The organism is Streptomyces sp. NPDC002577 (genome assembly GCF_053594815.1).
This window is the reverse complement of sequence record NZ_JBSFWK010000016.1, coordinates 84,677-104,236: the sequence shown is the minus strand read 5'-3', so window position 1 is coordinate 104,236 and position 19,560 is coordinate 84,677. Positions and strand designations below refer to the sequence as shown.

Here is a 19,560-nt window from a genome sequence, read left to right as displayed (position 1 = left end):
CGCCCGGCCACCGTGACGGCTTGCCGCGGCGCCGGGCGCGGCATGAGTTCTCCGGCCCCTCCCGTCGCCATGGGTCCGGCAACGGAGAAGCCCTCACCACGAAATGAGGAAGAGTCACGTTTACGCGTCTGTCACCCTGCGGATGACGCGCGTGCGATTTACGTTCCCTTTTCGGGTGAGGGCTCCGGGCACCCCAGTCGGAGGCGCACTCCGGCGACTGCTCAGTCCTCGTCCTCGAAGTGCGCCCGCACGCGCGCGTGCACGTCCGCCGGTGCGCCCACGTGGTCGAGGCCCAGCAGCGCCGCGCCGAGCACAGGCCGTGCGGTGACGACCTGGGGCACCGCCTTCGGCGCACGTTCGGCCAGCAGGTCGCGGATGCGGTCGTCCAGCTGGGGATGGCGGGCCGCCAGGACGCTGCCGCCCAGCAGCACCGGTGTCTTCTCGCCCAGCAGGTCGAGCCGCTCGAGGGCGACCGTCGACATGGCCACGACCTCGTCCGCGAGCCGGTCGACGATCGAGCGCGCCACGGGGTCGCCGTCCGCCGCGGTGGCGAACAGCACGGGCGTGAGCTCGTGGGTGCGCGACACGGCGATGTGCTGCAGATGCAGCGCCTCGATCAGCGCGTACATCGAGTCGAGCCCGAAGTGGCCGGGCAGGGTGCGGGCCAGTGCGGTCGGGCCGCCCCGTCCGTCCTCGGCCCGGGCCGCGTGCCACAGCGCCTCCTCGGCGAGTCCCCAGCCGCCGCCCCAGTCCCCGGAGATACGTCCGATGGCGGGGAAGCGCGCGACGCGCCCGTCGGGCCGCATGCCCACGCAGTTGATGCCGGCGCCGCAGACGACGGCGACCCCGCGCGGCTCGGCGACGCCGGCCCGCAGGATCGCGAAGGTGTCGTTGCGCACCTCGACACCCGCCCCCCAGCCGCGCTCTGCGAGCGCGGCCGCCAACTGCTCCTCCTCCACCGGCAGATCGGCGTTGGCCAGGCACGCCGAGACATGCCCGACCCGGTCGGCGCCGGCCTGCGCGAGAGCCCGGCCCACGGCATCGGCGAGTACGTCCACGGCCCGTTCGACGCCGACCCGCGGCGGCTGGAAACCGCCGCCGCGGGCCGCTCCGGCGACCCGGCCGCCGGCCGTGACCACCACGACGTCGGTCTTGCTGTTTCCCGCGTCGATGGCGAGGACGGACCCGGCGGTCCCGGCGCCGGACTCCGGTGCGGTCATGCCCACGCGAGGTGCTCCCGGTTGTGCGCGATCAGCCGGTCGGTGAGGCCCTCGGCGTACTCGTACTGGCCGACCAGGGGATGGGCGAGCAGGGCCTTGAAGACGCGGTCGCGTCCGCCGCGCAGCGCGGCGTCCAGCGCCAGGTCCTCGTACGCCGTCACGTTCGCGACGAGACCGGCGTACAGCGGATCGAGCCGGGACACCGGCAGCGGCGTGGCGCCCTTGGGGCCCACCGCGGCCTGCACCTCGATCACCGCGTCGTCGGGGAGGAACGGCAGCGTCCCGTTGTTGTACGTGTTCACCACCTGGTACGGGCTGCCTCCCCCGCCGAGCAGGGACGCGGCGAGGTCGACGGCCGCCTCCGAGTAGAAGGCCCCCCCGCGCTTGGCCAGCAGTTCCGGCTTCTCGTCGAGCGCCGGGTCGCCGTACATCTGAAGCAGCTGTTTTTCCATGGCGGCCACTTCGGCGGCCCGCGACGGCTTCGTCCGGAGCTCGCGGACGACCTCGTCGTGCGCGTAGAAGTAGCGCAGGTAGTACGAGGGGACGACGCCGAGGCGGTCGATGATCTGCCGCGGCAGGTGGAGGCCGTCCGCGATGGAGTCGCCGTGTTCGGCGAGCAGCCCCGGCAGGACGTTCTCGCCCTCGGGGCCACCGATCCGCACACCGGTCTCCCAGGTGAGGTGGTTGAGGCCCACATGGTCCAGATGCACATCGCCGGGGGCGACGTCCAGCAACCCCGCGAACTTCCGCTGGAAACCGATCGCCACGTTGCACAGGCCGACCGCCTTGTGACCGGCCTGCAGCAGCGCCCGCGTCACGATCCCCACCGGGTTGGTGAAGTCGATGATCCAGGCGCCCGGGTTGGTGCGGCGCACCCGCTCGGCGATGTCCAGGACGAGGGGGACCGTGCGCAGCGCCTTGGCGAGACCGCCCGCGCCCGTCGTCTCCTGACCGACGCAGCCGCACTCCAGCGGCCACGTCTCGTCCTGCTCGCGGGCGGCCTGCCCGCCGACGCGCAGCTGGAGCAGCACCGCGTCGGCGCCGTCGACGCCTGCGTCCACGTCGGTCGTGGTGACGATGGTCCCGTCGTGCCCCTGCTTGGCGAAGATGCGCCGGGCCAGCCCGCCGACCAGTTCGAGCCGGTCGGCGGCCGGATCGACGAGCACCAGCTCCTCGATGGGCAGCGTGTCCCGCAATCGGGCGAACCCGTCGATGAGTTCGGGTGTGTAGGTCGACCCTCCGCCGACCACGGTGAGCTTCACGGATTCCTCAGCCCTTCACTCCGGTGAGCGTGACACCCTCGACGAACGCCTTCTGTGCGAAGAAGAACACGAGGATCACGGGGGCCATGACCAGCACGGTCGCGGCCATGGTCAGATTCCAGTCGGTGTGGTGCGCGCCCTTGAACGACTCCAGGCCGTAACTCAGTGTCCACGCACCCGGGTTCTCGGACGCGTAGATCTGCGGCCCGAAGTAGTCGTTCCAGGCGTTGAAGAACTGGAACAGCGCCACTGCGGCGATGCCCGGTTTGGCCATCGGCAGCACCACCCTGATCAGCGCCCGGAACTCGCCGCAGCCGTCGACGCGAGCCGAGTCCAGGTACTCGTTCGGGATGGTCATCAGGAACTGCCGCAGCAGGAAGATGGAGAACGCGTCACCGAACGCCATCGGGATGATCAGCGGCCACAGCGTGCCCGACAGATCCATCTGCTTCGCCCAGAACAGGTACATCGGGATGATGACCACCTGCGGCGGCAGCATCATCATCGAGATGACGAGCATCAGCGACAGATTCCGGCCGCGGAAGCGGAACTTGGCGAGCGCGTACGCCACGGGGACCGAGGACACCACCGTCAGGACGGTGCCCACGCCCGCGTACAGCAGGGTGTTGCGCCACCAGGTCAGAAAGCCCGGCGTGTCGAAGACCCTGCGGTAGTTGTCCCACTGCCACGTCTCGGGCACCAGATCGCGGGTCAGCGTCTGCTGGTCGCTCATCAGCGAGGTGAACACGACGAAGACGAAAGGCAGTACGAAGAACAGCGCGGCCGCGACACCGAGGGCGTGCACGCCGATCCACTCCAGGAGGGCTCTGCGGCGGGCGGTGCGCTCGGCCGGAGTGGCGGTCGCCAGCTCCACCCGGTTACCGGCTACATGGGTCGTCATGATCAGTCACCTGCCTGAATGAGACCGCCCCGGCGCCGCATCAGCAGCGCGGTGAACACCATGGACAGGGCGAACAGCACCAGCGCGACCACACAGGCGGAGCCGTAGTCGAAGCGCTGGAAGCCGAGGTTGTAGACGAGCTGGGGCAGCGTGAGCGTGGACTTGTCGGGGTAGCCGGGCTCGAACTGCTGGCCTGAGCCGCCGATGATGCCCGACGCGACCTTCCCGGCGACCAGGGGCTGCGTGTAGTACTGCATGGTCTGGATCACGCCCGTGACCACGGCGAACATCACGATCGGCGAGATGTTCGGCAGCGTGACGAACCGGAACCGCTGCCAGGCGGACGTGCCGTCCAGCTCCGCGGCCTCGTACTGCTCCTTCGGCACGTCGAGCAGAGCGGCCATGAAGATGACCATCAGGTCGCCGACGCCCCACACGGCGAGCATGGTGAGGGCCGGCTTCGACCAGGTGGGGTCGGTGAACCAGCCGGGCGTCGGCAGACCCGTCCCGCCGAGGATCGAGTTGACCGGTCCCGTTCCCGGGTTGAGCAGGAAGACGAAGGCCAGGGTCGCGGCCACCGGCGGCGCGAGGTACGGCAGGTAGAAGAGCGTCCGGAAGAGGCCCGTACCCGTCTTGATCTTGGTGATGAGCACGCCGATGCCGAGTCCGAAGAGGACGCGGCAGGTGACCATCACGACGACCAGCCACAGCGTGTTGCGCATCGCCGGCCAGAACATCGGATAGTCGCTGAAGACGTAGCTCCAGTTTCCGAGCCCCGCGAAGGTGGGCGCCCGGAAACCGTCGTACTTCATGAAGGAGAAGTACACGGTCGAGACCAGCGGGTAGGCGAAGAAGAAGCCGAAGCCGATCAGCCACGGCGACATGAAGGCGGCCGTCCGCAGGGCGGACCGCCGGCGCTTGGCACGCAGGGCGTGCGCGAGCGCCGGCGCGTTCGTGGCGGTGGACATCCAGGGCCTACTTCGCCTGCTCGATGTCACGGTCGATCTGCGCGGCGGTCTTCTCCAGACCGGCCTTCAGATCCTTCGCCTTGCCGGACTCGTACTGGTAGCCGAAGTCCTGGAGCGTCAGCTGGTACGCGGAGCCGTTGATGGCGGCCGGAGAGGTGGTCGAGTTCGGGTTCTGCGCGATGTCGATGAAGGTCTTGAAGCCGGGGTCGACCTTCAGCTTGGGCGACTTGAGCGCCGCGAAGGTGGAGGGCACGTTGTGGATGGCGTTGGCGAAGGAGACCACGGCATCGGTGTCGGTCGTCAGGTACTTCACCAGCTCCCAGGCGGCGTTCTGCTTCTTGCTCGCCGGTGCGATGCCGATGATCGTGCCGGTGAGGAAGCCCTTGCCGTACTCGTCGACCTGGTCGTCGGGGACGGGCAGCGGAGCCGTGCCGATCTTGAACTTCACACCGGTGTCCTGCGCCATGCCGAGCCGCCACTCGCCGTCCAGCTGCATGGCCACCTGGCCCGTCTGGAACGGGTGCTTGGCGCCCCACTCGTCACCGAAGGTGTTGCGGTACTTCTCCAGCTTCTCGAAGCCGCCGAGCTCGTCGACCAGCTTCTTCTGGAATGTGAACATCTCGGCGAACGCCGGGTCCTTGGCGACGTTCGACTTGCCGTTCTTGTCGAAGTACGAGTGGTCCCACTGGGACATGTAGTGGTCGACGACGGACTCGTAGCCGTGGTAGTTCGGCATGAAGCCGAGCTGCTCGTAGCTGTCGCCCTTGGTCTTGGTCAGCTTCTTGGCGTCCGCGGCGAACTCCGACCAGGTCTTCGGCGGCGACTTGATGCCGGCCTTCTCGAAGGCGTCCTCGTTGTAGTAGAGGCCGTACGCGTCGCCGAGCAGCGGCAGGGCGCAGCGGGTGCCGTCGAACTGGGTGTAGTCCAGCATCGGCTTCGGGATGGTCTTGTCCAGGTCGAGCTTCGACTTCTCGATGAACGGCTTCAGGTCGGCGAAGGCCCCGGACGAGCAGAACTTGCCCACGTTGGACGTGCTGAACGACGACACCACGTCGGGGCCGTTCGAACCGCCCGCCCGCAGCGCCTGGTTGAGCTTGTCGTCGTTGATGTTGCCGACCAGCTTCACATGGATGTTGGGGTGCGCCTTCTCGAAGCCGTCGACGACCTTCTGGAGCGCCTTGACCTCGGCGGGCCCGCTCCAGCCGTGCCAGAAGGTGATGGTCGTCTTGGCGTCGGGGTCGTCCGAGGCGGTGCTGCCGGACTGACCGGTACAGGCGGAGGCGAGGAGGGATATCGAGGCGACTGCGACGGCCGCGGTGATACGGCGGTTTCTGTGCATGACGGACTCTCCTGGCTGCAGGAATACGGGTAGGGGTATGTCGTACGGCGTGTGGAGGGCAGGGCGTTGCGTTGCGGGTACGGCGTGCGGGGAGACGGAGGTACGGCGGTGCCGGGGTGCGGCGATGCAGAGGCGCCGGCGTACGTGGATGAGGCGCTGTGCGGGGAACCGGTCAGCGAGAGGTGTCGAAGACCTCGTCGCGGGTGGTGGCGAGGGCGCTCTCCAGCGCTCCGCGCAGCACGGGGTGCTCGGGGATCTCGCCCAGGACGAGCCGGGGCTGGGAGGCGGCCAGGTCGGCCAGCTCGCTCTCGACCGCGGCGCGCAGCGGTTCGCCGCCCGCGCGGTTCAGCTTGCCGGTGAGGACGACGAGCTCGGGGTCGAGTACGGCGATGACCGAGGCGAGTCCGGTGGCCAGCCGCAGCGCGTGCTGTTGCAGCAGCTCGGCCAGCCGTTCGTCGTCCTCGTGTCCGGCGGCGGCCCGCGCGAGCAGGTCGGCGGCCACGTCGACGTACGGCTGCTCGGGGGTGTCGATGCCGAGCGACCTGGCCAGCCGGGGTACGGACTGTGCGCCCGCGAGCTCCTGGAAGCCGCCGCTGTTGGCCTTGGTCACCTGGCGTACGAGGGGTGTGCCGGGCACCGGCAGGAAGCCGACCTCGCCCGCGCCGCCGGTGAAGCCCCGGTGCAGCCGGCCGCCGATGACCAGGGCCGCGCCGAGACCGGCCTCGTTCCACAGCACCACGAAGGTCCCGTGGCCGCGGGCCGCGCCGAGGCGCTGTTCGGCCATCGCGGCGAGGTTGACGTCGTTCTCGTACTCGACGGGCATGGGCAGGGTGGCCGCCAGCCTGTCGAGGAGTGAGGAGGAGTGCCAGCCGGGGAGGTGCGAGGCGTAGCGCAGCCGGCCCGTGTTCGGGTCGAAGGCGCCGGGGGTGCCGATGACGAGGCGGTGGATGTCGTCCCGGATGAGCCGGGCGGCCTTCAGCGCGCCGTCGAGGGCGTCCGCGACCTCGCCCACGACGCGTTCCGCGGTGCGCCGGCCGGCGGTGGGCAGGACGTACTCGCCGATCGTCCGCCCGGTGATGTCGGCGACGGCGGCGAGGATGCGCTGCGGGTTCACATCGAGCCCGGCTGCGTACGCGGCGGCGGGGTTGACCGCGTACAACTGGGCGTTGGGTCCTGGCCGTCCCTCGCTGGTGCCGGTCGCCAGGACGAGCCCGGCGGCCTCGAGGCGGGCCAGTAGCTGGGAGGCCGTCGGCTTCGACAGACCGGTGAGCTTGCCGATCCTCGTCCGGGACAGCGGCCCGTGCTCCAGCAGGAGGTCGAGCGCGGCCCGGTCGTTCATCGCGCGCAGGACGCGGGGCGTGCCCGGCGTACCGGTCGGTCCGGATCCGGTTCCTGCCATGCGTTTCGCCACCTGCCTTTCGGCTGCCCAGCCTCTCAGTGCTCGTGGCCGGACGTCCATCCAGGGGCCTCCGGTGCCGAGAACTGTTAGGAAAGTTTCCTATCGGTTGGGGAGGAAGGTAGGCCGCGGACGGACAAGGCGTCAAGGCGGCAAACGAAACCGCCCCCGCAGGAAACGGAGTCGTTACCTGCGGGGGCGGCGGTGGTTCGCGGCAGAGGTGCTGCGGTGGTGCGTGCAGAGGTGCTGCCGTGGTGCGTGCAGCGGTGCTGCCGTGGTGCGTACTACTGCACGTCGACGTAGTCGGCGGTGGACGTCTTCGCCGCGGTGGTCGAGGTGCCGGCGAAGCTGTAGCGCCAGTAGCCGTCGGTGGAGGCGGTGACGGTGGTCTTCAGGGCGCCGGAGGTGCCGGAGGTCACCGTCTTCACGGTCGAGTAGCTGCTGCCGCCCTTGGCCTTGAACTGCAGTGCGACCGACTGGCCGGTGTAGCCGCTGTAGGAGCCGGTCGCCCAGTTCGCACGCGTCAGGCTGCCGGTCACGGTGAGCGTCGCGCCCTTCTTCACGGGCTCGGGCGAGGCGTTCGTGGTGACCTTCGCGGCACGCTTGACGGTGGCGGTGGCCGAGGTGGAGCGGCCGATGGAGTCGTATCCGTCGTCGTCGATGCGGTAGTAGACGCCGGCGGCTTTCCACGTGGTGGCGTCCGCGGCCTCGAACAGGTCGATCTGCGGGTCGATCACGACCGTCCCGGTGCAGTTCCGCGTGGTGTCGTCGACGGTGGTGCACGTCGGCTCGTCACCCGGGAACAGGTAGTTCTCGGCGTTCGCGTAGCTCGTGCCGCGGTAGAGCTCGACGATGGACGTCACGTCGTCGAACGAGACGTCCGCGGTCCGCGTGATGGTGTAGGTCACGGGGACCGTGACGGTCGCGCTGGTGCCTACGGTGATGCTCTTGCCGCCGTTGACGACGACGTTGGAGAAGGTGATGTCCGGCGTGAGCGCCTGAGCGGCGGGCACGGAGAGAGCGGACAGGGCCAGGGCGCCGGACAGAGCGGCGCCTATGGCGAATCTGCGCATGTGATCCCCACATTCGAAGCGGCCCCCGGGCATTGTGCTCCTGATCAAGGGCCGACTGTGGAGGTGACCATAGTGATCAGTGATCGTGAGGTGAATGAGGACACCCTGTGAAGACGGTTAATTCCGCCGGATCCCGCTTCTCAAGGGTCACGTCTCTGGCGCGAGGCCGTTCCGGCAGGTCGTGGAGGCGCCGGAAAACGCGGAGGCGGCACCCGTAACAACCCGGGTGCCGCCTTCACGCACAGTGTGTCCGCCGTGCAGCCGCTACTTCACCGGCGTGATCGGCGCCGTCGCCTGGGACTGCGGCGACGTCGTCGACGCATACGCCGACGGGGCCGCCATGCCCGCCGTCGGGTCGGCCGGCGCGTCCTCGTCCGCCGGCTGGGCCGGGAGGCCGCCGACGATGCGGATGCCCGCCTCGTCGAACGCACGCTTGATCCGCCAGCGCAGCTCGCGCTCCACGGGCACGGCCTTGCCCGGCATGGTCTTCGCGGAGACCCGGACGACCATCGAGTCGAGCAGGACGCTGTCGAGGCCGAGGATCTCGACCGGGCCCCAGAGCCGCTCGTTCCAGGGCTCGTCCTTCGCCATGCTCTCGCCGACGTCGGCGAGGACGGCCTTGACCCGGTCCAGGTCCTCGCCCGGGCGGACCGTGACGTCCACGCCCGCCGTCGCCCAGCCCTGCGAGAGGTTGCCGATGCGCTTGATCTCGCCGTTGCGGACGTACCAGATCTCGCCGCTGTCGCCGCGCAGCTTCGTCACCCGCAGGCCGACCTCTATGACCTCGCCGGAGGCCACGCCCGCGTCGATCGAGTCACCGACGCCGTACTGGTCCTCGAGGATCATGAAGACGCCGGAGAGGAAGTCCGTGACCAGGTTGCGCGCGCCGAAACCGATCGCGACGCCCGCCACACCGGCGGAGGCGAGCAGCGGGGCCAGATTGATCTCGAAGGCGCTGAGGATCATCAGCGCGGCCGTGCCCAGGATCAGGAAGGACGCGACCGAGCGCAGCACCGATGCGATGGCCTGCGAGCGCTGCCGGCGCCGCTCCACATTGACCAGCAGCCCGCCGAGCGCGGTGCCGTCCACGGCCTGGACGGTGCGGTTCATGCGCTCGATCAGCTTGGTGATCGCACGCCGGATCGCCACTCTCAGCACTGCCGCGATCACGACGATCAGCAGGACGCGCAGGCCGATGCTGAGCCAGGTCGACCAGTTCTGCTCGACCCAGCTCGCGGCGTTCGTGGCCTTTTCCTGAGCGTCCTCGAGCGTGACCTTCTGCGGATCCGACGACGATGATCCGGCGGCCGACAGGACGGACAAGAACACGGCAGGTACCTCCAGGCGTAGCGGCCTGCCCGGGCCGTCCGGGGGACGGGGTCCAGGTCGTCCGGAGACGACGGTCGCACGGTGCGCACCGCTCGGGCAGACACACCACACTAACGGGGCATCGTGTGTGGATCGTTGTGATACCCGAGGGAGAGACTGTGCTCACCAGGGGATTAAGGAGGTGTGGCGACCGCGTATCGCCGGGCGGTGTGTCCGACTGCACACGAACGCACGCCCGGAGAGGTGTGGCCGACCGCACACTCCCGCGGGACCATCCCTGGAATCCCTGGCCGAAGCACAGGCTGACGGGTTCGAGCGGCACCCGGAGCAGGGGATGCGGGGAAAACTCCCTCATCCCGTTACCCGGACATGGTGGCGCTTCGACCAGGCATGAGGTCAGACTGAACAACAGATCGTCCCGGCGCGAGCCACGCGCCGCCGGCGTACAAGGAGGCATCCGTGCCGCACGTCCTGGTCCTCAACGCGTCGTACGAACCACTCGGCGTCGTACCGCTCCGCCGCGCGCTCGTCCTCGTCCTCGAGAACAAGGCAATCTGCCTCGAGGAGTCCGGCGCCTTTATGCACAGCGCAACCGTCACTGTCCCCGCACCCAGCGTGGTCCGGCTCAAGCGGTTCGTCCGGGTCCCCTACCGGGGGCCCGTTCCTCTGACCCGGCGGGCGCTCTTCGCCCGCGACGGCGGCCGGTGCATGTACTGCGGTGGCGTCGCAACCAGCGTCGACCACGTCATCCCGCGCAGCCGTGGAGGCAAGCACGTCTGGGACAACGTGGTCGCGTCCTGCCGCCGCTGCAACCACGTCAAGGCCGACCGGCACCTGCGGGAGCTCGGCTGGCGGCTGCGGCACCAGCCCGCCCCGCCCACCGGACTCGCCTGGCGCATCATCGGCACCGGACATAGGGACCCGCGCTGGCTGCCGTACTTGCAGCCGTACGGCGCGGAGGACGCGATGGCCCGGATCGACGGCATCTCTGCCTGACGGATCCGGGCCTTCGTCGTCCCTGACGGCCGTACGGCTGCCGGCCCCTGAGGTACGGGCGCCGTGGCGGGCTCGGTCCGCCACGGCGTGCGCCAGGCACGGGCCGCCTCCGCACGCGCCCGGCTATTGCCGCACCGCGTACGCCTCCACCGACCACAGCGAGTAGCCGAAGCGTGTGGCCCGCTTGGCGCCCTGCATGCGTACGAAGCGGGTGCCGGGCGCGTCCATGCGGACCGTCTCGCGGCCGCCGTGCCCGGCCGGCACGCTCGCCGCCGTCCGCCAGGACCGGCCGTCCGGTGAGACCTCGATGCGGTACGCCGATGCGTAGGCGTCCTGCCAGTGCAGGACCAGCGCGCCGACGCGAACCGGCCCTGGCAGCTCCAGCTGCCACCATGCGCCGTCCTCGGAGGTCGATGACCAGCGGGTTTCCGGGTTCCCGTCGATCGCCGCCGACGCCGGGAAGTCCGCGGTCTCGTCGCCCGACGAGCGGGCGGTGGCGCCCCGTGCGAGGTCTGGCCCGCCACTGGGCGGGAAGGCGCGCACGACCAGGGTGCGCGTCGCACCGCCGAACGTGACGCGTACGGGGTACGTGCCCGCGGATGTGCCGGGCGGAACGGTGACGTGCAGCGGCACGGTGACCGCTGTGCCGCGCGGCAGCGTCGTCTCCTGCGGAACCCGCACGACGACACCCTTCGGGGCCCGCACGGTGACCTTGCCCCGGACGTCCGCGGGGCGCCGGGGTGTCAGCCGCAGGCTCAGCCGCCGTGTGCCCCCGCCGATCACCGCGTCCGTCTCGCCGGGCAGGTTCACATCGGCGGCGGGGGAGTCGCCGAACCAGGGGACGAGATGATCCACACTCCCTCGCCGTCTGAGGGACGTGCCGCCCTCGGTGATCCTTACCGCGTCGGCGCGCAGTCCTCTCGGCGAGAGCTCCGTCCAGCCGCTCGCCGCGAGCTCGCCGAGGCGCCGCCAGCCCTGGTCCGGGACGTGCGCCTCCACGGTGCCGGGAGTGCCGGGGGAGGTCATCGCGGTCACGGCGGTCAGCGGGCGCACGCGCGAGAAGCGGACCGTTGAGCCGCCCACGGCGTCCTCCTTCGGCGAGTCCTTCGCCGCGGCCGGCTCCTGGCCGAGACCGGACCACCTGGCGTACGCCTGCCCGGCGCGCCTCAGGAACGGGGCGAGCACGCCCTTGCCGACCGTCGCCCGGTCCGCCGTCGCGCCGCCGGCCGGCAGGCCGGTCTCCTGTCCGCCGTCGAGCCGCGCGAGCTCCCGCGCCCCGCGCCAGGCCGCACCTCCGTCGCCGCGCGCCTGCGCGACGAGCATGTCGACGGCGGTCTCGCCGGCCGCCCCGTAGCGAGCCAACTGCTCGATCCAGGGCCGCGCTTCACCGCTCAGCGCCGTGCCGGACAGGCTTTGCGGGGCCTGGCGCATCACCGTGAACGCGGCGCGCAGCCGCCGCGCCGCCGTCTCGTTCCGCGCGGCGTCCTGGACCGTACGGGCCTGCCAGAACTCCTCGATGAGCGGCCGCAGATACGCGGACTCGTCGCCGCCCAGTACGGACGAGGCGTTGTTCCCGGCCAGCGCCCGTACCGCCGCGCGGGTCCTCTCGTCGCCTCCGGCGAGGTCGTCGACCGCGGCGAGCCAGGACTCCTGCGGCCGGTAGCCCAGCGGGTTCCAGGCGTAGTCCGCGACCGTGAACAGCGGCAGACGGGAGGCCGCGGGCTGCGCCATCGCGTTGGCGAGCAGTGCCGCTGAGCCGGTCGCCACGGCGGGTTCGCGGCCGGTGTAGGGGCCGAGGAAGACGCGGTCCTGCGCGTAGTCGTTGACCGGGTAGTTGTCCATCGTGACGAGCGGATGCCGGGAGCCGAACGCCCGCTGCGCCGAGGCGAGTTCGGGTCCCGTGATGGTCCTGGGGACGACGCCGACGCCCGTCCACGCCACCTCGACGCCTCTGTCGAGGGCGCGCGACAGCGCCGTGCGGTAGGTGGTCGGCCCGTCCTCGTAATACTCGGTCGGCATCAGCGACAGCGGCACGGAGCGCGGGTGGCGTTTCGCGAGATGCCGGGCCAGCGCGTTCGCCACGCGCGCGTGCGCCTTCGCGGCCGCGCCCGGTCCCGAGCCGAAGACGGCCGTGTCCTGCTCGCAGTGCCACTCGCTGTAGCTGACGTCCTGGAACTGGAGCTGGAAGGCGCGCACTCCGAGCGCCCACATGGCGTCCACCTTGCGGATCAGGGCCTTCAGGTCGCGGTCCGACGACAGGCACATCGCCTGGCCCGGGGCCACGGCCCAGGCGAGCGTCACCTGGTTGCGGCGGGCCCGCTCGGCGAGCGCGCGGAACCCGGCGCGCTGAGCGGGCGGGTACGCCTCGCGCCAGCGCGTCTGGCGGTACGGGTCGTCGCCGGGGGCGTAGAGATACCGGTTCTGTTTCGTCCGCCCTATGAAGTCGAGCTGGGCCAGACGCTGCCGTGTGGTCCAGGGCGTGCCGTAGAAGCCCTCCGTCATGCCGCGTACGGCGGTGCCGGGCCAGTCGCGTACGACGACACCGGCGATCCGGCGCCTGGCCACCAGCTGACGCAGCGTCTGAACGCCGTGGAACAGCCCGTCATCGCCCGTCCCCGACACCGCCACGGTGTCACGGCCGTCGACGCGCCCCACGGCCAGCCGGTACCCGCCGGCCGGCAGTTCGCCGCGCTCGGGGGCTCCGAGGGCCCGGAGGGCGTTCTCGGCCTCCGTGGAACCGCCGCGCGGGTGACCGTCGCCGGCACGCGCCGCCTCCTCGCCCGCGCGGATCACCAGCCCGCGCCCCGAGGGGAGCGCCGCACCGTCCCGTACCTGCGTGATGTGCCGGACGCCCGCCTCGTGCAGCAGGGCGCGCAGAGCCCGGATCGCGTACGGGTCCGTGCCGGCGGGTGTGGCAAGGGTGACGTCGTCGGTGATCGTGACCGCGGTGCCGCTGGGCTCCATCGACTGGGGGCGGGGATGGACCGCCGGGAGAGCGGACTCCGCCGGGCGGTCGCCGTCCGGGGCGGCGGACGGTGTTTCCGGAGCGGCGGCCGCTTCGGAAGGTGAGGGAGCCGTCGCGGTGTCCGGAGCCGGAGGGACCGCCTCCGCCCCTCGTGGCGGAGGAATCGCCGCCGTGCCCCGCGCCGCGACACCCGGCGCGCCGGCACCCAGCGCACCCGCCACGACCGCGCACGCGATGGCGGCCGCCTTCCTCCTGCGCCCCCAGCGGCGGAGCTGCACGGACTCTCTCCTCGTCGGTCAACTGCTGTCGAATCGCCGCTCATCGGCCCTCTCACAGAGCCCGAGCGGTGACAGAGAGCCCACCATTCATGCACGGAGAGTGTCAACGAGCGTGGCCGTTGTGGCACGTGTGCCCTCGGGAGTTGTGGTCATGACGCCGCGCCCCCTGGATCAACTCCCGCCCGCGGAACAGAATGTGACCAGGAACACGTTGACTGACCCCATACGTCTGCGGCCGCGCCCACGGGGTATGGGCTGCCTGACCATGCACCTCCCACGATGCCGGGTGGTGTCGCCCGGCCCACGACAAGGAGGCCCTTGTGGCCGCATCGGCGAACCTTCTGCTCTCGGCCCTCTCCAAACACACGGACCTGGCCGGGGCCGTTCCCGCCCCCGCCCACGCACCGGACGACTGCACCTGCTTCACCGCGGAAGGCGCCTGCACCGAGGCGCCCCTCACCAGCGAGCCGCCGCTCGCCGACGCCGCGCCGCTGACCAGCGAGCCGCCGCTCACCGACGCCGTCCCGCTCACCAGCGAGCCCATCGGCGCGGCCGCGGGCCCGGACCTCATGGGAGCGTAGATGCCCCTTGCCCGGCTCGCCGCGCTGCACGGCGTTGCCACCTCGTACTCCCCGTCGCCCGGCCGTACGGTCCAGGCGCCGGACTCCGCGGTCGTCGCGACGCTGGCGGCGCTGGGCGTCGACGCGAGCACGCCCGAGGCGATCGGACACGCGCTCGAGGCCCGCGAGGCCGAGCTGCGGGAGCGGCTGCTCCCGCCCACGGTGGTGACCCGGCCGGGACGCGAGCCCGCCGCCCTGGCGGACCTGCCGCCCCGCACGCGCGTGCGGATCGAGACGGAGCAGGGCGAGACCCGCGGATCCGCCGCGGGCCTGCCGCCCGGCGTCCACACGCTGCACGCCACCGCTCCCGACGGCCGCACCGCCCGGGCGTATCTGATCGTCGCGCCCGAACCGGGGCCGGGCTCGGCGGGCCGGACGTACGGATTGCTGGTGCAGCTGTACTCGCTGCTGTCGGAGCGCTCGTGGGGCATGGGCGACCTCGGCGACCTCACCGAACTCGCCGCCTGGGCGGGCCGCTCCCTCGGGGCGGGGTTCATCCAGGTCAACCCGCTGCACGCCGCCGTGCCCGGCCCTCCGACCGACCCCTCGCCCTACCGCCCCTCGTCCCGCCGCTTCCCGGACCCGGTCCATCTGCGCATCGAGGACATCCCCGAGTACCCCTACCTCCCGGCACCGGACCGCGAGAAGGCGCAGGGCCTGCTCGAGCGGGCCGCCGCCCTGCGCGCATCGGTCCTGGACAAGGGCGCCCTCATCGACCGCGACGCGGTGTGGGCGCTCAAGCGCGAGGCGCTGGAGCTGGTCCGGGACGTCCCCCTGGGCCCGGGCCGGCGCGCCGCCTACCGCGACTTCCTCGCCGTCGAAGGGCGGGCGCTGGAGGACCACGCGACCTGGTACGCCCTGGCCGAGGTGCACGGCTCGGACTGGCACACCTGGCCGGAAGGCCTGAAGGACCCACGCTCGGCGGAGACCGCGCGCGCCCGCGAGGAGCTGCGGGACCGCGTCGGCTTCCACACCCTCCTCGCCTGGCTCACCGATGCCCAGCTCGCCACCGCCCAGCGCACGGCACGAGACGCGGGCATGCCGATCGGTCTTGTCCACGACCTCGCCGTGGGCGTGCACCCCGGCGGCGCGGACGCCTGGGCGTTGCAGGACTACTTCGCGGCGGGGATGACGGTGGGGGCACCGCCGGACGCGTTCAACGCGCGCGGCCAGGACTGGGGCCTGCCCCCCTGGCGCCCGGACCGCCTCGCCGCCTCGGGCTACGCCCCCTACCGCGACCTGCTGCGCGCCCTCTTCCGGCACGCGGGCGCCCTGCGCATCGACCACGTCATGGGCCTGTTCCGGCTCTGGTGGATCCCGCAGGGGCAGCCGCCGACGGAGGGCACGTACGTCCGCTACGACGCGAAGGCGATGCTCGCCGTCCTGGCGCTGGAGGCGGACCGCGCGGGCGCCCTCGTCATCGGCGAGGACCTCGGCACGGTCGAGCCCGGGGTGCGCGAGACGCTGCACGAGCGCGGCATCCTCGGCACGTCCGTGCTCTGGTTCGAGCGGGACTGGGACGGCTCCGGGCTGCCGCTTCAGCCCGAGGAGTGGCGCGCCGACTGCCTGGCCACCGCCACCACCCACGACCTGCCGTCGACCGCGTCCCGGTTCACCGGCGACCACGTCGAACTCCGCGCCGAGCTGGGCCTGCTGACCCGCCCGGTCGACGAGGAGCGCGCCGAGGCGGCCGCCGACGTCGGCGACTGGCGCGCACTGCTGGAGCGGCTCGGGCTGCTGCCCGGCGGGCCCGGGGACGAGGAGGAGGAGATCCGCGCCGTCCACCGGTTCCTGCTGCGCACCCCGGCCCGCATGATCGGCCTGTGGCTGCCGGACACGGTCGGCGACCGGCGCCCACAGAACCTGCCGGGCACCTGGGACCAGTACCCGAACTGGCGGCTGCCGATCGCGGACGCCGAGGGCCGCCCGGTCACCCTCGAACAGCTCGCGGCGTCGCCCCGGCTGCACGCGCTGATCGATGTGCTCAGGCCGTGACGACGCGCCGAGAGAGTCCTGAAAGAGCCCTGAAAGAGTCCTGGGAGAGCCCTCAGGGGACTCATGCGGCACCCCGGGCGCGCGGGCCGTTCGGCCGTTCGCTACGTTGGCACCGTGGACAAGAAGAACGCCCTGCGCGCCGGCGCCCTGGCCGCCGGTACGACGCTGATGATGCTGCTGATGTCGTCCCCCGCCTCCGCGCTGATCCGCGACGACGGCGACGACCCGGGTCCGGGCCTGAGCGTGGCCGAGACGCTGGGCCTCTACGTCGTGCTGCCGATCGTCATCTTCCTGGCGATCGCCGGTCTCGTGATCGTCAGCGACAAGTCCCGCAAGCAGCAGAAGCAGGGCTGACACCAGGGCGACCAGGGCCTTGAGGCCCGCCCGGCAGCTTTCGTCGAGGGCGCTCCTTCCGCGTACACCGCGCGAGGGGCGCCCTCGACGTGTCTCCACTCCGGTCCCAGCGCGCCGCCCTACGGCTTCTCCGCCGTCAGATAGCGCTGCACGGTCGGTGCCAGCCATTCCACGACCTGCTCGCGGCTCAGCGCGGCGGCGTACGGAAAGCGCAGTACGTAACGGGTCAGGGCCATGCCGAGGATCTGTGACGCGACCAGTGCGGCGCGCGTCGGAGCCTGCCCCTGATCGGGGCACCCTTGCCGTACGGCCGGCAGCAGCTGCTCCTTGAAGATCTCCTGCATACGCTCGGCGGCCGTGGCGTTGGTGACGCCCACCCGCAGTAGAGCGGTGAGCATCTCGTTCTCCTCCCACATGTTGAGGAAGTGGCTCACGAGCCGTCGCCCCACGGCCTCCGGGGGCGTCGCAGCCAGATCGGGAAGGTGCAGGTCGAAGGCGCAGGCGGCCGCGAACAGGCCCTCCTTGCTGCCGTAGTAGCGCATCACCATCGACGGGTCGATGCGGGCGTCCCCGGCGATGGCGCGGATGGTGGCGCGTTCGTATCCATCGGCGGCGAAGCGCTCGCGGGCCGCCGTCAGGATGGCGTTGCGGGTGGCGTCGGAGCGGTGCGGGCGCCCGGACGCGCCCGGGGCGGTGAGGCCGGCTGGGGATGCGCTTTCGGACATGCCAACAACCGTAGGCCAACAGCTGTTGACAGTCCATAGCCGCAGTCGTACGTTGGTCAACAAGCGTTGACCAACAGGTGTTGGCATCAGGAGGCCGCCATGAACGGCAGGACCGGATCGACTCGGCGCAACGAACACGACCACGATCGCCACGTCATCGTCGTCGGCGCGGGCCCGACGGGCCTGCTGCTCGCCGGTGACCTCGCCGAGTCGGGCATCCCCGTCACGCTGCTGGAAAGGCGGCCGCGCGGCATCAGCAATCTCTCCCGCGCCTTCGTCGTGCACGCCCGCACGCTCGAACAGCTCGACGCGCGCGGCCTGGCGGACGAACTGGAGCCCAAGGGGCAGCGCCTGGACCGGCTCCGCCTCTTCGGCAGCCTCACGCTCGACCTGAGCACTCTCCCCTCCCGCTTCCAGCACCTGCTGGTGCTGCCGCAGTACGAGATCGAGGCGGCGCTGGAGCGGCGCGCGACCGAGGCCGGCGTGCGGTTCGCCTACGACACGGAGGTGACGGGCCTGACCCAGGACGGCGACGGGGTGACCGTCGAGGTGCGGGGCCCGGACGGCGCGGCGGCCACGCGGCGGGCCGCGTACGTGATCGGCACCGACGGCCTGCGCAGCGCCGTCCGCCAGGCGATCGGCCAGCCGTTCCCGGGCAAGTCGGTCATCCGCTCCGTCGTCCTGGCGGACGTGCAGCTCGCCGAGCAGCCCGAGACGGTGCTGACCGTGAACGCCGTGGGGGACGCCTTCGCCTTCATCGCCCCCTTCGGCGACGGCTACTACCGCGTGATCGGCTGGCACCGCGGCCGCAACGTCCCCGACACCGAGCCCCTCGACCTCGAAGAGATCAAGGAGATCACCCGACTGGCCCTGGGCCGCGACTTCGGAATGCACGACGCCCGCTGGATGTCCCGCTTCCACAGCGACGAGCGGCAGGCGCCCCAGTACCGGGTGGGGCGGGTCTTCCTCGCCGGGGACGCCGCACACGTGCACACCCCGGCCGGCGGCCAGGGCATGAACACCGGCCTGCAGGACGCCGCGAACCTCGGCTGGAAGCTCGCCGCGGTCCTCGACGGCCATGCGCCCGAGGGCCTGCTGAACACCTACCAGACCGAACGGCACCCCGTCGGCAAGGCCGTGCTGCGCTCCAGCGGCGGGATCGTGCGCCTCGCCATGGCGAAGCACCCGTGGACGCTGGCCGCCCGGTCCGCGCTCACCGCGTTCCTCGGCGCCGTGCGCCCGGTCCGCGCCAAGGTGCTCGGCCAGATCACCGGCATCGGCTATGCGTACCCGGCGCCGCGCGGCACTCACCCGCTCACCGGCAAGCGCGTCCCGGACGTGGCGCTGGAGGGCGGCCGCCTGTACGAGGCGCTGCGCGGCGGGAGGTTCGTCCTGATCGCCCCGGCCGGCACGGAGATCGACCCCGGCGGCCGCAAGGACCGTCTCACGGTGACCCACTGGACGACCGCGCGCACCACGACGCTGCTGGTGAGGCCGGACGGCTACGTGGCGTGGGCATCGGATTCGGCGGACGCGGCGACGATCGAGGACGCCTTGTCTGCGTCTGCCGTCACCACCGCTGTGCCCACGACGACGGGCGACTGAACGACGTACGCTCAGCTGCCGCTGGCGCCCGCAAGCAACCGACGGAGCAGGTCGGCCAGTTGGCCGGCCTGCTCCGCGTCGAGCACTGACAACGCCTCCGTCTGCACCCCGAGCCCCGCGACGATCGCCTCCTCGACCACCTCGAGCCCCTTGTCCGTCAGCGTCACCTGCAGCGCACGCCGATCGTGCGGATCGGGTGAGCGCCGCAGCAGCCCGGCCCGCTCCAGCTTGTCGAGGCGCCCCGTCATGCCGCCGGTGGTCATCATCAGCGTCGCCGAGAGCTGGCGCGGCGAGAGCGTGTACGGCTTGTCGGCGCGGCGCAGCGTCGCGAGCACGTCCAGCTCGCCGCGCGAGATGCCGAAGGGGGCGTACGTCTTCTCGACGCGGTCGCCCATCGTGCGCGCAAGGCGGTAGACGCGGCCGAAGACCTCCATCGCGGTCGTGTCGAGGTCGGGCCGCACGGCGGCCCACTGCTCGATGATCGCGTCGACGGGGTCCTTGTCCTGCGGGGTCGCGTTCATGGGGAAAGTATCG

At 71.5% G+C, this 19,560-nt stretch carries 16 protein-coding genes; 5 read left to right on the top strand and 11 right to left on the bottom strand.

What is annotated here, in order from left to right:
• Positions 1 to 221 precede the first annotated feature (221 nt).
• The 8 genes from ACWD4J_RS21850 to ACWD4J_RS21815 all read right to left on the bottom strand — a co-directional run bounded on the left by ACWD4J_RS21850 (position 222) and on the right by ACWD4J_RS21815 (position 9,488).
• Positions 222 to 1,220, bottom strand: a complete 999-nt coding sequence (locus tag ACWD4J_RS21850; RefSeq protein ID WP_451397065.1) for an N-acetylglucosamine kinase — start codon at positions 1,218 to 1,220, stop codon at positions 222 to 224.
• Positions 1,217 to 2,482 (bottom strand): 6-phospho-beta-glucosidase, encoded by a 1,266-nt coding sequence (locus tag ACWD4J_RS21845; protein ID WP_451397064.1) that lies wholly within the window; start codon positions 2,480 to 2,482, stop codon positions 1,217 to 1,219. Before ACWD4J_RS21845 ends, ACWD4J_RS21850 begins: the two co-directional genes overlap by 4 nt.
• A 7-nt stretch (positions 2,483 to 2,489) precedes the next feature.
• Entirely contained in the window at positions 2,490 to 3,383 is an 894-nt protein-coding gene (locus ACWD4J_RS21840; RefSeq protein WP_451397063.1) for a carbohydrate ABC transporter permease, read from the bottom strand.
• Between the two features lie 2 nt (positions 3,384 to 3,385).
• Entirely contained in the window at positions 3,386 to 4,351 is a 966-nt protein-coding gene (locus ACWD4J_RS21835; RefSeq protein ID WP_451397062.1) for a carbohydrate ABC transporter permease, read from the bottom strand.
• A gap of 7 nt (positions 4,352 to 4,358) precedes the next feature.
• Entirely contained in the window at positions 4,359 to 5,690 is a 1,332-nt protein-coding gene (locus tag ACWD4J_RS21830) for an ABC transporter substrate-binding protein (RefSeq protein ID WP_451397061.1), read from the bottom strand.
• A 172-nt stretch (positions 5,691 to 5,862) separates the two neighbouring features.
• Entirely contained in the window at positions 5,863 to 7,089 is a 1,227-nt protein-coding gene (locus tag ACWD4J_RS21825; RefSeq protein WP_451397060.1) for an ROK family protein, read from the bottom strand.
• A 281-nt stretch (positions 7,090 to 7,370) separates the two neighbouring features.
• Complete coding sequence (locus tag ACWD4J_RS21820) at positions 7,371 to 8,159, bottom strand: hypothetical protein (protein ID WP_451397059.1); 789 nt, start codon at positions 8,157 to 8,159, stop codon at positions 7,371 to 7,373.
• Positions 8,160 to 8,423: 264 nt separating this feature from the next.
• On the bottom strand, positions 8,424 to 9,488 hold the full coding sequence (locus ACWD4J_RS21815; protein WP_451397058.1) for a mechanosensitive ion channel family protein: 1,065 nt from the start codon (positions 9,486 to 9,488) through the stop codon (positions 8,424 to 8,426).
• A gap of 459 nt (positions 9,489 to 9,947) precedes the next feature.
• Here ACWD4J_RS21815 and ACWD4J_RS21810 point away from each other — a divergent pair, with 459 nt between their 5' ends.
• Positions 9,948 to 10,484: an HNH endonuclease gene (locus ACWD4J_RS21810; RefSeq protein WP_067273458.1), complete on the top strand. Its 537-nt coding sequence runs from the start codon at positions 9,948 to 9,950 to the stop codon at positions 10,482 to 10,484.
• A 123-nt stretch (positions 10,485 to 10,607) separates the two neighbouring features.
• On the opposite strand, the gene ACWD4J_RS21805 is transcribed toward ACWD4J_RS21810, so the two are convergent.
• Positions 10,608 to 13,727 carry a beta-N-acetylglucosaminidase domain-containing protein gene (locus tag ACWD4J_RS21805; RefSeq protein ID WP_451397057.1) on the bottom strand — a complete coding sequence of 1,040 codons (3,120 nt, stop codon included), beginning with the start codon at positions 13,725 to 13,727 and terminating at the stop codon, positions 10,608 to 10,610.
• 320 nt (positions 13,728 to 14,047) lie between these two features.
• Between ACWD4J_RS21805 and ACWD4J_RS21800 the strand changes: the two genes are divergently transcribed.
• From ACWD4J_RS21800 to ACWD4J_RS21790, 3 genes are all read left to right on the top strand, one after another.
• On the top strand, positions 14,048 to 14,308 hold the full coding sequence (locus tag ACWD4J_RS21800) for a hypothetical protein (protein WP_451397056.1): 261 nt from the start codon (positions 14,048 to 14,050) through the stop codon (positions 14,306 to 14,308).
• Positions 14,309 to 16,342, top strand: coding sequence for a 4-alpha-glucanotransferase (gene malQ, locus ACWD4J_RS21795; RefSeq protein ID WP_451397055.1), 2,034 nt, complete (start codon positions 14,309 to 14,311; stop codon positions 16,340 to 16,342). It abuts the gene before it with no gap.
• 114 nt (positions 16,343 to 16,456) lie between these two features.
• A complete protein-coding gene (locus ACWD4J_RS21790) occupies positions 16,457 to 16,696 on the top strand; it encodes a hypothetical protein (RefSeq protein ID WP_451397054.1) in 240 nt (79 codons plus the stop codon).
• A gap of 119 nt (positions 16,697 to 16,815) precedes the next feature.
• On the opposite strand, the gene ACWD4J_RS21785 is transcribed toward ACWD4J_RS21790, so the two are convergent.
• Entirely contained in the window at positions 16,816 to 17,421 is a 606-nt protein-coding gene (locus ACWD4J_RS21785) for a TetR/AcrR family transcriptional regulator (RefSeq protein WP_451397053.1), read from the bottom strand.
• Positions 17,422 to 17,520: 99 nt separating this feature from the next.
• Here ACWD4J_RS21785 and ACWD4J_RS21780 point away from each other — a divergent pair, with 99 nt between their 5' ends.
• The gene (locus tag ACWD4J_RS21780; protein WP_451397052.1) at positions 17,521 to 19,026 is read left to right on the top strand and encodes an FAD-dependent monooxygenase; all 1,506 of its coding nucleotides are present in this window, start codon (positions 17,521 to 17,523) and stop codon (positions 19,024 to 19,026) included.
• A gap of 11 nt (positions 19,027 to 19,037) precedes the next feature.
• On the opposite strand, the gene ACWD4J_RS21775 is transcribed toward ACWD4J_RS21780, so the two are convergent.
• Complete coding sequence (locus ACWD4J_RS21775) at positions 19,038 to 19,547, bottom strand: MarR family winged helix-turn-helix transcriptional regulator (RefSeq protein ID WP_451397051.1); 510 nt, start codon at positions 19,545 to 19,547, stop codon at positions 19,038 to 19,040.
• Between the last annotated feature and the right edge of the window lie 13 nt (positions 19,548 to 19,560).

Excerpts from the sequence above, each read along its gene's own strand:
- ACWD4J_RS21850 (WP_451397065.1), bottom strand. The coding sequence starts at position 1,220 with ATGACCGCACCGGAGTCCGGCGCCGGGACCGCCGGGTCCGTCCTCGCC.
- ACWD4J_RS21840 (WP_451397063.1), bottom strand. The coding sequence starts at position 3,383 with ATGACGACCCATGTAGCCGGTAACCGGGTGGAGCTGGCGACCGCCACT.
- ACWD4J_RS21835 (WP_451397062.1), bottom strand. The coding sequence starts at position 4,351 with ATGTCCACCGCCACGAACGCGCCGGCGCTCGCGCACGCCCTGCGTGCC.
- ACWD4J_RS21830 (WP_451397061.1), bottom strand. The coding sequence starts at position 5,690 with ATGCACAGAAACCGCCGTATCACCGCGGCCGTCGCAGTCGCCTCGATA.
- ACWD4J_RS21825 (WP_451397060.1), bottom strand. The coding sequence starts at position 7,089 with ATGGCAGGAACCGGATCCGGACCGACCGGTACGCCGGGCACGCCCCGC.
- ACWD4J_RS21820 (WP_451397059.1), bottom strand. The coding sequence starts at position 8,159 with ATGCGCAGATTCGCCATAGGCGCCGCTCTGTCCGGCGCCCTGGCCCTG.
- malQ (WP_451397055.1), top strand. The coding sequence starts at position 14,309 with ATGCCCCTTGCCCGGCTCGCCGCGCTGCACGGCGTTGCCACCTCGTAC.
- ACWD4J_RS21785 (WP_451397053.1), bottom strand. The coding sequence starts at position 17,421 with ATGTCCGAAAGCGCATCCCCAGCCGGCCTCACCGCCCCGGGCGCGTCC.
- ACWD4J_RS21780 (WP_451397052.1), top strand. The coding sequence starts at position 17,521 with ATGAACGGCAGGACCGGATCGACTCGGCGCAACGAACACGACCACGAT.
- ACWD4J_RS21775 (WP_451397051.1), bottom strand. The coding sequence starts at position 19,547 with ATGAACGCGACCCCGCAGGACAAGGACCCCGTCGACGCGATCATCGAG.